Below are 14,609 nucleotides of genomic sequence, written 5' to 3'. Positions count from 1 at the left end.
ACGGTCGCCCTGGACGGCCTCCCCGGTCCAGACACCAGCGCCTCCCGTGATTTTGTTCGGCTAAGCCAATGTAACTGTACCGAACAAATTCGCCCTGGTTGTTCGCCTCGGCCGAATTAATCGAACCGAACAACTCGCCGCGCCGGGCCAAGGGAAAGCCAGACGTCGGAGGCGGCCAGCGGCGTGGGCGCCCTGCTCGGGTGGTCGCGAGGCGGATCTGCCACTGGAGCCGTGCAGATTTCGATCTATGGCAGCTCGGGGAACCGTTCGCGTAGGTAGGTCAGCACTGCCAGGACGCGGCGGTTGGAGTCGTCGGTGGGTGAGAGGTCGAGTTTGGCCAGGATGTTGCCGATGTGCTTGTTGATCGAGGCCTCCGACAGGACCAGCACTTTCGCGATAGCCGCGTTGGAGTGACCTTCGGCGACCAAGGCGAGCACCTCGCGTTCGCGTTGGGAGAGGCGGGTGATCGGGTTGTTCTGGCGGTTGAGCAGGCGGCGGACGACCTGGGGGTCGATCACGGTGCCGCCGGCGACGACGCGGCGCAGGGCGGAGATGAAGTCTTCCACGTCGACGACACGGTCCTTGAGCAGGTAGCCGACGCCGAGCCCGCCGCCGGAATCGAGGAGCTCGGCGGCGTAACCGTGCTGGACGTACTGGCTCAGTGCGACCACGGCCAGGCCGGGGTTGTCCCGGCGCAACTGGACGGCCGCGCGTAAGCCGTCGTCCGTGAACGTCGGTGGCATGCGGATGTCGGTCACCACGAGGTCGGGTGAGTGCTCCGCCGCGGCCCGCAGAAGTTCCGTGGCGTCGCTGACGCTGGCGACCACGGTGAAGCCGAAGCGTTCCAGCAGGCCGGCCAAGCCCTCACGCAGCAGGACGCCGTCTTCGGCCAGGACTACGCGCATGGCAGCTCCGTCCGGACCAGGGTGGGGCCACCGGGTGGGCTGGAGAGCAGCATTCGCCCGGCGGCGACGGCGACCCGGTCGGCCAGGCCGGTGAGACCTGTGCCGTTCGAAGGGTCGGCGCCACCGCGGCCGTCGTCGCGGATCTCGAGAGTGAGCAGACCCGCGGTCTCGCGGGCGGTGACCGTTACGGCCCTGGCTCCGCTGTGTTTGGCGACGTTCGTAAGGGCTTCGGCGACGACGAAGTAAGCGGTCGCCTCGACCTGTTCCGGTGGGCGCCGCGGCAGGTCGGTCTCGACGACGACGGGGACGGGGCACTGGTCGGCGAGCTCGCGCAGCGCGGCAGGAAGGCCGAGGTCGGTCAGCACGTTCGGGCGGATGCCGTGAATCAGCTCGCGCAGCTCGGACATCAGCTGTTTGGCCTGCTGATGAGCTGTTTCGACGGCCCCGGCGGCGGGGGATGTGGCCGGGATGTCGAGCTTGGCCAGGCCGAGCTGAAGGGTCAGTCCGACGAGCTTCTGCTGTGCGCCGTCGTGGAGGTCGCGTTCGATGCGGCGGCGTTCGGCCTCGAACGCGTTGACCAGGCGGGCTCGTGACCGCGACACCTCGACGAGTTCCGCATGAAGTTCATCGGCGGCGCCGGGGTGGAGCAGCGCCCGGGCCACGGCGCCGTGGACGCCGGCGACAAGAGTGAGCAGGTAGGGCACGGTCACCAGGGCGGCGAAGCCGGTGATGGAGTAGGGCACGGCCTGTGGCGGCGTGGTGATGACGGTGACGCCGAAGTTGATCTCTCCTGCGGGGACCAGCCAGGGGCTCAGAGCGCACACCGCGATCAGCACGAGGACGAACGCGACCATGCTGTAGAGCACGGGGACCACGGTCACGAGCAGGACGGCGTACGCCAGTTCCCGCCAGGTCAGCGGTTGGCGGTACCAGGAGAGGCCGAACGGTACCCGGCGCACTGACGGGACCGGCCGGTGGTCGACCAGGCGCAGCCGGACCCGCTCGGCGGCGGCCAGTGGCCGGGCCACCAGCGGCCCGAGCGCGGCCACGAGCGCGGCGCCGAGGACCAGCAGGATCAGCCCGGACGCGGGCTGTGCGGTGTTGGTGGCGACCCGCCGCGCGAGCAGCGCCCATGGGAAGGCCGGCAGTCCGAGCGGTACCGCAAGGAGCATCGCGATCGGGACCGACGACAGTACGTACATCGCGGACCTGAGAGGCCAGGCGGACATGATGAGACGCCGTGTGCCGAACGCGGAGAGCGCGGTGCGGGGCGGGTTGGCGGACACAGGGATCACGCTAACCAGTACGGGCGGCGGTTCCCACCGAGCCGGTCCTACCCTTCGGGTATAGCCAGCCCTACCGGGATTCGGTGACCAGGGGTAGTGCCACGCGCCCGGCTCGCTGGTGTGCTTGCCGACCATGAGAAAACGTCCACTGCTGACCTATTTCGCACTGTCGTACGGCATCACCTGGCTGTGCTGGCTCCCCTACATCCTGTCCGAGACCGGGATCGGCCTGCTGCCCATCCGCTATCCCGAGATTCTGGGAAGTTCACAGACCTTGGGGGTACTGCCCGGCGGCTACCTCGGCCCGATCACGGCCGCGCTCATCGTCACTGCCGTCGTGGACGGCCGGCCCGGCCTGCGGCGCTGGGCGAAACGGCTGGTCCGCTGGCGGGTGAGCCCGCGCTGGTACCTCGGGATCCTGCTGGCCGTCCCGGTCGTCGCGGTGGTCTCGACGTTCCCGCTTCCCGGTGCACTGGCCGACTTCCGCGTTCCCGGCGCGACCGTCTTGCTGTTGTACATCCCGATGCTGGTCATGCAGTTCCTGACGACCGGATTGGCGGAGGAGCCGGGCTGGCGTGACTTCGCCCAGCCGAGGTTGCAGGCCCGCTACGGCCCGCTCGCCGGTTCGCTGATCCTCGGCCCGCTGTGGGGTGCGTGGCACCTGCCGTTGTTCTTCAGCGAGTGGGCCGGCGGGCCCGATGTCGACTGGCTGATGATGGCGGAGTTCGTCGGCTCGGCGATCCCGCTGAGCCTCGTGATGACGTGGGTGTTCAACCGGACGAACGAGAGCCTGCCGGTCGTCATGCTGTTCCACGCCAGTGTCAACACCGTCTATTCCCTGGTATGGGAAGCATGTTTCCCGTCCTTGGACGCCTTCGGCGACAGCGTGCACACGCTGGCGATCGGCTCAGGGGTGACGGCAGTGGTGCTGCTCATCGCCACCCGGGGCCGGCTCGGCTGCGAATCGATCGCCGCCAGGGAGCTCCAGAACACCCGCGCACAGTAACCGCAGGATCAGGGCGACCATGTCGTCGTTGCCCCTCGTCACCTTCTCAAGGGGCAACGACTCACGATCCTGCCCGGCGACTGATCAGCTCTCGCCAGAGGTCAGGCCGACGGGGCAAGAGACACCGGTGCATACGAGCGTGTATCTATGTGACCCATGCGACGAGCTGCGATCTACTGCCGGATCAGCCAGGACCGTGCGGGCGCCGGACTCGGCGTCGCCCGCCAGGAAGCCGACTGCCGGGCCCTGACCGAGCGCCGAGGCTGGCAGGTAGCGGACGTCTACTCCGACAACGACGTCAGCGCCTACTCGGGAAGCCCGCGCCCCGCGTGGCGACGACTGCTTGAGGACATCGACGCCGGCACGGTCGACGCCATCGTGTGCTGGCACGTCGACAGACTGACACGCTCACCCCGCGAACTCGAAGACGTCATCGACCTGGCCGACCGGCGCGGCATCGAACTCGCCACCGTGACCGGGGAGATCGACCTGGCCACCCCGACCGGCCGCCTGATCGCCCGCATGCTCGGCGCCGCCGCCCGCCACGAGGCCGAGCACAAAGCCGAACGACAAAAGCGCCAGCGACGACAGAACGCCGAAGCCGGCAAGGTGTCCGGCGGTGGGATGCGCCCCTACGGCTACGCCGAAGACCGGCTGACCGTGATCGAGGAAGAGGCCGAGGTGATCCGCGAGGCCGCCCGCCGGATACTGGCCGGCGAATCACTGTCCAGCGTCTGCAAGGACTTCGAGCAGCGGGACGTGAAGACCCCTTCCGGCCGTCACTGGATCCCCACCACCTTGCGCCGCCTGCTCGCGTCAGCCCGCATCAGTGGGCGAAGGGAGCACACGCCGCGCAGCACCTTCCAGACCACCCGCCCTCTGCTGGGCGAGATCGTCGCCGACGCCGTCTGGCCCGCGATCATCGACCCCGTCGACTCCGACCGGCTACGTGCGCTGCTCAGCGATCCCGCCCGCGACTACCGCCGCCAGGCCGCCACCGGACGCATTTACCTGCTGTCCGGCATCCTGCGCTGCGGACGATGCGGACACCGCATGAACGGCCGCCCCCGGCAAGGCGTCCCCCGCTACGTCTGCCCCAACGTCCCCGGCAGCGGCTCATGCGGCGGCATCGCCACCAACACCGCCCGCACCGACGACCACATCCGCGACATGCTGCTGACCGCACTCGACTCCCCCGCCCTCGCCGAGCGCATCCGGCACCAGGGCGGCGACGATGACAATCTCGCCGAGGCCGTCCGCGCGGACGAGGAGCTACTGGAAGAACTCGCCCAGGCATGGGCCACCCGCGAGATCACCCGCAGAGAATGGATGGCCGCCCGCGCCCCGATCGAACTACGCCTGGACAAGAACAGAGCACAACTGGCCGGCCTCTCCCGAACCTCGCCCCTGATCCCCTTCATCGGCACCGCTCAGGACATGCTCACCAGGTGGGAGGCCATGAACGTCTCCCAGCGACGCGCCATCGTCGCCGCGGTCATCCGCACCATCACCGTCGCCACCGCCAACCCACGCAAGAAGTGGGACCCCGACCGATTCACCATCGGATGGATCGCCTAAGCAGCAGCATCCAACCGCTCCGGCTCGTCCCCGCCGACGAGCCGGAACACCGACGCCACCCGCTCCAAGACCGCCAGATCCTCAACCACCGGCGCAAGCCCCTGCGCCGCCCGAGATGCCGCCACCCGCGCCCGCATCTCGTCATTCACCCACACCCGCCACCAGGCAGCCGCCCCACACGACGCCCACCCCACGGCACCGCGCTCCCAGATCCTCCCTCCGCCGCATGCTCGCCTCCCTTCTCGCTTCTTTCAATCGATGACGAGACCAAGAATGCGACCAACGGTCAGAACCACGACACCACCCAGCCGGACACCACCAAGACGTCCAAGAGATCCCTGCTCAGACAAGACGTCCCCAGCCGTCCCCAACGCCCACGTACTGACCTGCGACCGAAGCACCGACCACCACGCGGACAACCAGCCAAGATGCAAGCCAACCAAGATCGAAAGTAAGTTATCTGTACATGTATCAAGGCGAGCCGCCTGCGGCGGCTCGCGGCGCGCAGGGCGGGCAGCGGGCCGGGCGTGCGGCTCTCCGGCCGGTCCCGGCCCGCGCCGCCCCACGCGCTGGGGTCCATCGGGCGGATCACCTGGGCCGGGGAAGTCTTCCGGTAGCCGAGGAGATCCCTCCGTAAGCCTGCCGCGCCGCTTCCGTTCCTCGGGCCTGGCGGCCCTGCGGTACGGGTCGGCTTGCCACCGAATGACATGGTGACCTGGTTGGAGCTCTCTTTGACCAGGCGAGAGGAGGCGCAATCTTGCGAGATCCGTACAACTCCTGTCGACGGCGCGCGAATGTTGGCTCTGGCACAGATTCCGTGCGTTGACCCGCCTCAGTCGGCGAGGAGGACGCGTTTGCGCAGGAGGTCGGGGTTGGCCCGGCCGTACATTTGCCGCTTGAGCATCTTGATGCGGTTGACGTGGCCTTCGACCTTTCCTGAGCTGTGAGGCAGGGTCAGGCCGGCTTTGGCGGCGTCGAAGTCGCGGCGTAAACCGGTGACGAAGGAGTGCAGTTCCGGCAGGTCATCGGCCTGGACCCGGTTCATCCACCGCTCAAGGTGGCCGCCGCGAAGATTCATCATCATGTCGGCGAAGGCCCGGACGTGATCGCGGACGGCGGCCAGCGCCGGGCAGGCCGCGGTCAGGGCCCGCAGGTGCTGTTGCTCGTCGGTGTCGAGGTCATCGGGGTTGCGCAGGAACCAGCCGGTGGCTTGGCGGACGGTGGGCGGCGGCGGGGGCCGCAGACTCACCGTGGTCTGGGCCCTCCAGGGCCGCAGATACCGGCGGACCGTGGTGGGCCTGCCGCGGTAGCCCATGGCTTTGATCTCCTGGTAGAGCTGTTCGGCGTTGGTGCAGCCCTGCTCCCAGCGGTCTCGCAGGTGGTCGGCGAACTTCTCCACTGCTCGGGGACGCTTGCCGGTGCCGTCGTTGACCAGCAGCTCCTCTGGGCTGCTTGCGCGGGCGAAACGCCGGACGGTGTTGCGGGCCAGGGCGAGCCGGCGGGCGATCGTTCGCAGGTCATGGCCCTGGTCGATCAACTCGTGGACTGAGGCGTGCCGGTGCCGGGTCCGTTCAGCCAGCCGGCCGACCCGCGGCTCGGTGCGATCGGCCGTGGCCGGCAGAGGCTCACCTGCCGATGCCGGCAAGGGAATGTCGGCGGGCCGGCGGGTGGAGGTGAGGTCACGTAGGTGGGCGCGGTGCTTGGTGATGGTGCGTTCGACGGCGTCGCCGAGGTTGCGCCACATGTGCCAGCGATCGGCGACCTGGATCGCCTGCGGTGCGCCCCGGGTGGCGCCGTCGGCGTAGCAGCCGGCCCGGTCCCGGCAGATGACCTGCACACCGGGCCGCGCGTTGAGCCAGGCGGCCAGCGCGTCCGATGACCGCTCGGGCAGCATGTCGATCGGCTGGCTGGTGGTGATGTCGATCAGAACCGTGCCGTAGGTGTGGCCGCGGCGCAGGGCGAAGTCGTCCACTCCGAGCACCTCGGGGCCAGGTCTTGGTTGGGGGTCGGGCAGGGATCGGATCAGTCTGATCAGCGTCATGCGGTTCACCGCTGCGGCAAGGTGGTGGGTGAGCCGGGCACCGGCCCGGCCGCCCAGCGCCAGGCCGATCGTCTGCAGCAGCGTGCGGAGCGGGGCACTGTAGCGTCCGTAGCGGATGGTCAGCCCGGGTACCTGCTCGGCGAAGGTCTTCTTGCCGCACTCGTCGTTACCGCACCAAAACCGCGACACCCGCAGGTGCAGCACCGTCTCCTGTCCGCTGACCGCGGTGTCGCCCACCCGCCGCTCATAGCTGCTGTGCACGCGCTGGGAGACCACCCCGCACTGCGGGCAAGCAGCCTGTGACGTCCTGGTCCTGGCCCGGATCCGTACCGACCTCCCCGACCGGCCCACATGGTCGATCTGCAGGCACGCCAAGTGCGGGAACAGGACCGTCAGCAATCCCGAGATCGTCACCCAGCATGATCAGCAAGACCGGCAGTCGACCGCCGGGAGATCACGAAATTGGTGCCAGAGCCCGGATTCAACCGTCGTCGAGACAACTCCTGCTTCGCCTGAAAGTCTGAGGCAACTGTTCCTGGGAAGTAGAGGTGTATCTTCCGAGATTGCCTGCCTCCCTAAGATGGGCTCCCAGATGCGGGAGGAGCCGCCGCACATCCCGTGGCTGACAGCATCGAGCGACTTGGGTGACAGTGCCGGGACTGGCTTGAGATCGCGGATAGTCCTGTCCTCGCTGGTGCTCACCCTCAAGTGGATGTGTCCGCTGACGGCGCGCTGAGTTGCTCGACGTCAGCGAGCAGGTCACGGACCGTTTGGTACCGGCTCGCGATGTCGTACGCTGTGCACTTTTGCACGATGCGGCTCACCGCATCGCCGGTCACTGACAACGACTCGCGACCGGTGAAAATGTACGACAGCACCCAGCCGATGGCGTAGATCTCGTTGAGGACTCCGTACTGCCGGAAGTCGTGCAGAAGCGGATCGCGGATGGTGCCACGCATCTCCGTCTGGGTCCGGGTGAACGTCGATGACGGGTCCTTAACTAGACCGAAGTCTGATAGCTTGACCAGAACAGCACCGCTTTCATACACCTTCAGTAGCACGTTCTGGAGACTGATGTCACGGTGCAGGAGAGGCTGGCTGTGTAGATAACTGATCGCGTACAGGAACTGCAGTGCAATCCGCCTGCGCGACGCGAAGGACAAGCTACTGTTGCGCCGCGCGATGAACGATCTCAGAGTGGCGTTACAGAACTCCATCCGGTACTCGTTGAGGGCGTCGTCGTACTTGTACACGTCGAGGATGTACGGAAAACTTAGCCGCTTCATCGTCTCGAACTCGTGCTTGAAGCGGATCAGGTCGCGGCTGCCGATTCCCTTCTTTGCGCGCTTGAGTGCAAATTTGATGTCGTAGTCCGGGTCGATGTAGGAGTAAACGATCGCGTACGATCCTTCCCCTTCCATCTTCAGGTTCACCGGTCTTCGGTCTTTCTCTAGAACGGTCGTCGTCGCCGTCTGGACGAACACGGGCTCGTACCGCACCAGCACGACCGGCTCGAAGTCATCCGGGACGGTACTGCCACCACTCATTGACAGCCACGGCAGGCACCGGTCGACGGCCTGTTGATACCTTTCGTCGAACCGCACATCGATGCCGGAGGCCTTCAATGTTAAGAGGGCCTCGTTTAGCTCCTCGGCCAGTGCGATCAGTCGCCGACTGTTATCCGCCCAGTAGTGTCGGGTGCTGCGCGCCCTGCCGTTAATGCTGTCGAAGTGCTCGGTTAACTGTTCGTGGAAGTATGCGAACATGGACCCGAATTCAGAGTCGTCGTATAAACGGGTGAAGGCCGTCGATGGGTTCTTGGCGGCGTACTTCTCCTTGAAATCCGCCAGCATCAAATCCAAAGGTGTCATCGTCTACCTATCGCTGGTTCATCGCCCGGTTGCACGACATGGTCTCCACCGAGTGATTCATGTTCTGTACAGGATAACCTTTATCCGGCAGCCACCTGGCGAAAGCCTCCGCTGCAGAACCAGTCGTGGGCAGCGAGCGCTTCATACAAGGCCACCATCCAGGAATTCTTGTGCAGGCGTGCACGTGAGCGTGCGAGTCCCTCCAGGTGCGCACGGACGTCTGGTGCTCCACCGGCCTGAAAGGCTTCCTCGATCGACAGTTCGATGCCCGGCAGGTCGTCGGCGGCCTGATCCTCAAACAGCGGGGCCAACTTGAAGGTCTCGAAGTGGAATCTAACGCGTTCCGCAAGTCTCGCATCCCATGAGGTGGGCGGATCCACATAAAACTCGATCAACCAGCCAGCGGGGCTGTCCAGGGGCCTTGCCCGATAGACCCGGCCATCAGCCGAGCGGGTTATGAGCCGTGCCCTCAGCCATCGGTCGTCATCGACCTGATCGAAATAGGGATGGAGGATCTGTTCCTCGTAGCGGGTCGGTGCACGGTCCTTCTTCTCGAAGTTGCAATCCGAGCAGATGGGCAGCAAGTTGACCGGTACGGCGGCAAGGTAGGGGTAGATCGACTTGGGCATGTGGTGATCGACCTGGCGCACTGCACCAACACCGCACATGGGGCACTTGGTCTTGCGGTTCCGAGCCTCTTCGTACACGGGACGGCCAGGATGATGCGGCCCCATCCGCCGTTCGTACATGGCGATCAGCGCGTCCCTGTCATGCTTTTTGGACGGTGGGGGAGCGAACGCGGCAGGATGCATGTGGTGAAGCGTGGAAGTGCGGCATGCATGCTCATACGCATCGGCGGCGATCACAACCTTTTCCTCATAGCTGCTTAACAGAGTCCACATCGGCCGGCTGATCTTCGCGCTGATGCACATGCGGAACGCTTCTCGTGTTCCGATCTGGGGAGGGTCGAGCCGACGCATCAGCGCCCGCCTTCGCGGCGGCGGGTCGCGGAGCGCGCCAATGCTCGCCCTTCGGCACCCAGTTGGTCATCGAATTCGTCGAGAATGTCCTCAAACGACATGCCGCCATCGGCGAGTGACTGGATGAGCCGGTTGAACCCTGTGCGGCGCACCTCCAGTCCGAAGATCTCCCGAGTGATCACTCCGATGTTCTCGCCGAACGTCTCGATCTCGGGGTGATCGACGCGCAGATCATCGCCCGCCCTACGTAGGGCCCAGACGGCCTCACGGGGCGTCTCTTGGAGTACCACGGGCGAGTGGGTAGCGATGACCGCGATGCCGTTGCGGTCTCTCAGCAGTTCGGACAGAGTTCGCACGAACGTCGACAACAACGGGGGGTGGAGATGACCCTCCGGTTCGTCGATCAGAACGAGGGTGCGTTCGGTGGTGTGCTGCACCAGCCGGGCCAGGGTTAGCAAAACAATCTTGTGTCCCGAGCTAAGCCCGTCGAAGACCTGCTCGGGGTCCGGCCGGTCCTGGGTGCGCGCGAGCCGCATGATCTCCAGGTCATGGAAGAGGGAATCCGTCTCTTCGAGCTTGGCCAGGACGTCGCTCCAACGCCGAGCCTTCGCGGGGTGATCCCCCACGCACCTCTGTACACACTCAGCGAACTCGACGCCGAGAGCCGCGTAGCTCTTCGCTCCCGCACCATCGGCCGTTTTCAGGCCGACGTACTGGTACTCGACGCGGTCACCGACCTGGTTGGCCGCTCTTCTGACCTGATGCGGGCCCTGGGAGTCGAATGCACTGAACGATATGTACACGACATTGGTGAAAGGATGCTGGCGGTGGTCGAGCCTGTCCTCCAGCGAGCTATGGCGCCACTGGCCGCGTGAGGCAAGTGTGGTCTGGGCGATGTTGTGCAGCAGGCGTGTCTTACCCACGCCGTTGCTTCCGATGACCGCATGGATGTTGCTGGGAGGGTTCTTGTCGGGGTCTACCCTCAGTTCGATGGTGAGTGTCGGGGCGCTCCCGGACAGCGCCTCCTGGCGGTAGCGGACGTGGAAGCGCGAGAGTGTGGGCCCGCCATGGGCGATCCTGCGGCACTGCGTACGGACCGTATCGGCATCGGTGCCGCGCAGCAGCGATTCCCGCATGACGGGTTCGTTACGGGCTTGTTCGAAGAGCTCCGCATCGTAGGCGACATCCCGCAGGCCGGAGAAGATGGCCAGGCGCGTTTCGTCATCGAACTCGTCACGGAGCGTAGCGTAGTAGCTCTCATCGCTTCCCAGGGAGAAAAACCCTGGCTCGAGGGCTTCGAAGTGCCTGGGCAGGGAAGTCCGACCGGTCTCCATGCCGAAGGAGCCAATCTTCACTGCACCAACATTGACGACGCGGTTACCGTTGAAGCAACGCAAATGGAAGACAGTCTTGAACCCGTAGTCATCCCAGTTGTCGTCTCCAAGCCACGCTATGTCCGGACGAGTGCGCGCTGATTCCCGTGCGTTGGGCACCGTAGTGAAGTACACCGCGTCACATTACCGAACACGTTCCTGCCGTACAGGCGACTTCCTTCGACGGGACAGACGTACGGATCAGCAGAGTTGGGCAGGCCGATCTGCACGGTGGCACCGCCTCTCGCCCAGTGCCCCTCGTCATTGGAAAATACTTCTAGCGCCGGAAACAGGTCGCTTGACGACGCATCATCACAGGTCAGCACCCTTCGCTCCGCCCAATCCTGATGGGTGACCTGAGTCAGCGGACTCGCTGACACTGAAGCGCGGCAGCGATCAACGGACGTCACCGTCGTGGCACCTGACGGCACCCGAGTGGCATCCGTTGATCGGAGCGGTGCGTCCCCTCGAAGTTCGCATTGAAGGGACCAGGGCTCTCGCGGAAGTGTTGCTGATGGCTGTACAGCAGCGGAGTACAGCAACGCCGCCTTACCTGACCACACGTCACCAGCCCGTAACTGCCTCTTCAACAGGGCGAGGACGTGACTGGCGCTTGTTTACACGCAAAAAGTCTTAGCACTCAACCAACATCGGAGTCTTCCCGAGCGCCTGTATGTACTTGGCGCGAGCCTCGGCGATGTCGTCGACCTCAAACACCTCGACACTGCTCGCCTTTTCGGCCTTGACCCTGCTGCCGGTGACTCAGCCTTGCTGAGGTAGCCGTGGGGGCGGCCAAGCAGCTTGTTCAGGTCGGTGTTCTCGTCGCAGACGGTGCCGAGCTTGGCGGGCACGCCGTCGGCGCCAAAGTCGCCGATGATGGCGGCGGCGTCCTTATTGGTCGCGGCCCCACCATAGGCAGTAAGGAGCCCAACCAGTGCAAGCACGGCGGGGTGGGAGTGTCGTCGTGACCAGATCACGGCAGCGGGCTGAGCAGGAGCCACCCGGCTGATGGCTCGGCAAGTGCGCTCAGGAGCGGGTATGGGCTGGTGCGGCTTAGAACTGGCTCGCCTTGACCACGCTAAGGAACACCGACCACTCACTGGGCGAGCAGACCAGCACCGGGCCGCCCGGGATCTTGCTGTCGCGGAGCGCGCGTCGACCGGGGAGGTTGGAGGCGACTTCTACGCAGTTGCCGGCATCGGTGCTGTAGGTGCTCTTGCGCCACTGTGCGCCCCGAAGGTCACTCACCTTGGTTCACCACTTCCTGTATCAGTCGAACTGACTGCCTGACCGGTAGGGCTTCGGCCCTGATGGCGTCGTACCGTGCGGAGAGTTGGGCGATGGTACGGCGATCATCCAGGGTCCGGCCGACAGGCTGTGAATCCGTGTAAGCAGCGTAAGCCGATCCGTTGCGTTCGGCGATGATGAATCCGCCCGACAGTCCGCAGTGCGCGCCGGCGTCCGACGGGACCACTTGAAGCGTCAGGTTGGGATGCCGGGCCATCTCGATCACGAACTCTAGCTGTTCCCGCATAACCCGTGAGTCACCAATACGCCGCCTGATCACGGCTTCGTCGATGACGACGCTGGTCAACGGCGGCTTGTCCTTGGTCAGAATCGCCTGGCGACGCATGCGGCTCGTCAGACGCGTCTCCAGTTCTTCGCTGGTGATGCCGGGCCAGGTGCCCAAGATCTCCCGCGCGTAGCTCTCGGTCTGCAACAGGCCGGGGATGATCAGAGGTTCCCATGTGCGCAGGCTCATGGCGTCGGCTTCCTCCTCCAGCCATGGCCGTAGGTATTCCGGTGCCTGCTGCTGCCATGTCGTGGCGGCTTGCAGCCGGATCATGACGCCGTCGAGTCTCAGCGCTTGATCGGCCAGCTCGGCGAAGCGCTTTGACGGCGTGCGCTTCATGGTCTCGACCAGGGCGACGAGAGCGTCTGAGTACCCCATGCGTTCTGCCAGCTGACGTTGAGTCAGCCCAGCCGCTTGACGGTATCGGCGCAGCTCGAAGGCGAAGAGATGCCGAGGCGAGTCATGGGGGTTGATCTCCTCTCTGTTCACGGACAAATCCCACCTTCCGATTCATATTGGGTTCTTTGCTAACTAACTAACCTGCTTACGTGAACTGTAGTTAATGCGTAAAGGTAAACCGAGTCCAATGCTAGCGCTCCAGAGCCATCCTGGTAAGGCGATGTCCCGGCGTCGCTAACCCTCTACCGACTGAAGAGGTTAGGCGCAGAATGAGAACAGGAACACTGCTAGGTGTAATAGACCTGGTCGGCCGACCGGAATCCGTCCAGCTTGCTCGGCAGTTCGCGAGCATCAGGCTCGGCGAGGGTCACCCCGCTCTGGAAGACGTCATCCTTCTCACGTCCGAAGTCGTCACCAATGCCATAACGCACTCCAATTCGCGCGACGGCGGCAGGGTGACCGTGGTGATGGTGGATTGCCACGAATACATCCACGTCAACGTCTCCGACGCTGGAGCCAAGACCGCTCCTCGGCTCCGCACCGACACCAACGGGGAAAACGGGCGCGGCCTGGTGTTGGTGGACGCGCTGTCCAGGGATTGGGGCGTACGCGAGGACGCCGGCAGGCGGACCGTCTTCTTCGAAGTCGCCTACGACTTCAGGCAAGCGCCCGCGCACCTCAAACAGAGCGCAATGCGCAGGACCGCCGAACAAGCTGCGCGCACGGTGACGGAGAGCGCCGCCGTTGGGTGGAAGGACCCAGACGACGACACCCCAACAGCCGGCTGTCACGCTGCGGAAGCCGAACGATGGGGTGAATAGACGGCCGACAGGTCACGAGGGTTCTCAGCAGACCGGTGCCGCGGAACTAGGTACCGGTCCTTCGATCACCCCCGGCCACGTGCGTAAAGAAACCGAAGTCTGGCGATCGTCCGGCCCGCATGGGCTGAGACATAGAGACGGCGCCCCGTCAGAGCTGTACCTGATCGCCCCCCGGGAGACATCCCTCCGGTCAGGCTGCGCTCACGACGGCGGCGACCGGTGCTCCCCGCCGGGACCGGCCCCCCGGGGCCGCACACCCGGCGGGGAGGGCACCCGCATCACCGATCCGGTAGGCCCCATCTGTGCGAGATGCTTCTTGTCCCAGAACAAGAACGAGACCTCCGAGCAGGCGCGACCGCCAACGCCCGGAGGTCTGCGCAATCCGGCTACTCCTCCGAAGAGGTCGTCAGCCCAGTCGGGCACCAGGCCGAAGGGTCACCTGCGTTGACACCGGTGCCGCCGATGCCGCAGTAGCCGTTGGGGTTCTTGAAGAGGTACTGCTGGTGGTAGTCCTCGGCCCAGTGGAACTCGGGGGCCGGGGCGATCTCGGTGGTGATGGTGCCGTAGCCGGCCGTGGTGAGGACCTGCTGGTAGGCGTCACGGGAGGCCAGGGCGGACTTCTCCTGGGCCGGGCCGTGGGTGTAGATCACCGAGCGGTACTGCGTGCCGACGTCGTTGCCCTGGCGCATGCCCTGGGTCGGGTCGTGGGCCTCCCAGAAGACCTTCAGCAGCTCCTCGTAGGACACCTCGCTGGGGTCGTAGACGACCCGTACGAC

The 14,609-nt window shown here is 65.3% G+C and carries 12 protein-coding genes; 3 read left to right on the top strand and 9 right to left on the bottom strand.

Annotated features, from left to right (window positions below):
- Positions 1–245: 245 nt before the first annotated feature.
- Together IEY93_RS23165 and IEY93_RS23160 are read right to left on the bottom strand one after the other, a co-directional pair.
- On the bottom strand, positions 246–905 hold the full coding sequence (locus tag IEY93_RS23165; protein ID WP_189165206.1) for a response regulator transcription factor: 660 nt from the start codon (positions 903–905) through the stop codon (positions 246–248).
- Positions 896–2,191 (bottom strand): sensor histidine kinase, encoded by a 1,296-nt coding sequence (locus tag IEY93_RS23160; protein ID WP_229691384.1) that lies wholly within the window; start codon positions 2,189–2,191, stop codon positions 896–898. Before IEY93_RS23160 ends, IEY93_RS23165 begins: the two co-directional genes overlap by 10 nt.
- 133 nt (positions 2,192–2,324) lie before the next feature.
- On the opposite strand from IEY93_RS23160, the gene IEY93_RS23155 reads away from it, so the two are divergent.
- Both IEY93_RS23155 and IEY93_RS23150 read left to right on the top strand, forming a co-directional pair.
- Positions 2,325–3,197: a CPBP family intramembrane glutamic endopeptidase gene (locus IEY93_RS23155; protein WP_189165205.1), complete on the top strand. Its 873-nt coding sequence runs from the start codon at positions 2,325–2,327 to the stop codon at positions 3,195–3,197.
- 156 nt (positions 3,198–3,353) lie between these two features.
- On the top strand, positions 3,354–4,775 hold the full coding sequence (locus IEY93_RS23150; protein WP_189165204.1) for a recombinase family protein: 1,422 nt from the start codon (positions 3,354–3,356) through the stop codon (positions 4,773–4,775).
- 832 nt (positions 4,776–5,607) lie between these two features.
- Here IEY93_RS23150 and IEY93_RS23145 read toward each other — a convergent pair.
- The 6 genes from IEY93_RS23145 to IEY93_RS23120 form a co-directional block, all read right to left on the bottom strand.
- Positions 5,608–7,215, bottom strand: coding sequence for an ISL3 family transposase (locus IEY93_RS23145; RefSeq protein WP_203968774.1), 1,608 nt, complete (start codon positions 7,213–7,215; stop codon positions 5,608–5,610).
- Positions 7,216–7,520: 305 nt separating this feature from the next.
- Positions 7,521–8,669, bottom strand: a complete 1,149-nt coding sequence (locus IEY93_RS23140; RefSeq protein ID WP_229691388.1) for a protein kinase family protein — start codon at positions 8,667–8,669, stop codon at positions 7,521–7,523.
- A gap of 98 nt (positions 8,670–8,767) precedes the next feature.
- Entirely contained in the window at positions 8,768–9,667 is a 900-nt protein-coding gene (locus tag IEY93_RS23135; protein WP_203968772.1) for a hypothetical protein, read from the bottom strand.
- Positions 9,667–11,175, bottom strand: a complete 1,509-nt coding sequence (locus IEY93_RS23130; protein ID WP_189165202.1) for an AAA family ATPase — start codon at positions 11,173–11,175, stop codon at positions 9,667–9,669. The genes IEY93_RS23135 and IEY93_RS23130 overlap by 1 nt, the downstream gene beginning before the upstream one ends.
- A gap of 918 nt (positions 11,176–12,093) precedes the next feature.
- A complete protein-coding gene (locus IEY93_RS23125; RefSeq protein WP_189165201.1) occupies positions 12,094–12,288 on the bottom strand; it encodes a DUF397 domain-containing protein in 195 nt (64 codons plus the stop codon).
- Positions 12,281–13,102, bottom strand: a complete 822-nt coding sequence (locus IEY93_RS23120) for a helix-turn-helix domain-containing protein (protein ID WP_189165200.1) — start codon at positions 13,100–13,102, stop codon at positions 12,281–12,283. Before IEY93_RS23120 ends, IEY93_RS23125 begins: the two co-directional genes overlap by 8 nt.
- A 179-nt stretch (positions 13,103–13,281) precedes the next feature.
- Here IEY93_RS23120 and IEY93_RS23115 point away from each other — a divergent pair, with 179 nt between their 5' ends.
- Positions 13,282–13,833, top strand: coding sequence for an ATP-binding protein (locus IEY93_RS23115; protein WP_189165199.1), 552 nt, complete (start codon positions 13,282–13,284; stop codon positions 13,831–13,833).
- A gap of 386 nt (positions 13,834–14,219) precedes the next feature.
- Here IEY93_RS23115 and msrA read toward each other — a convergent pair.
- Positions 14,220–14,609: peptide-methionine (S)-S-oxide reductase MsrA (msrA, locus tag IEY93_RS38515; protein WP_229691383.1), on the bottom strand; the 390-nt coding region annotated here is incomplete at its 5' end.

It is taken from the genome of Sphaerisporangium melleum, from assembly GCF_014646695.1.
Taxonomy (GTDB): domain Bacteria; phylum Actinomycetota; class Actinomycetes; order Streptosporangiales; family Streptosporangiaceae; genus Sphaerisporangium; species Sphaerisporangium melleum.
Note: the sequence above shows the minus strand (reverse complement) of the source record. Positions and strands in the feature narration are given on the sequence as shown.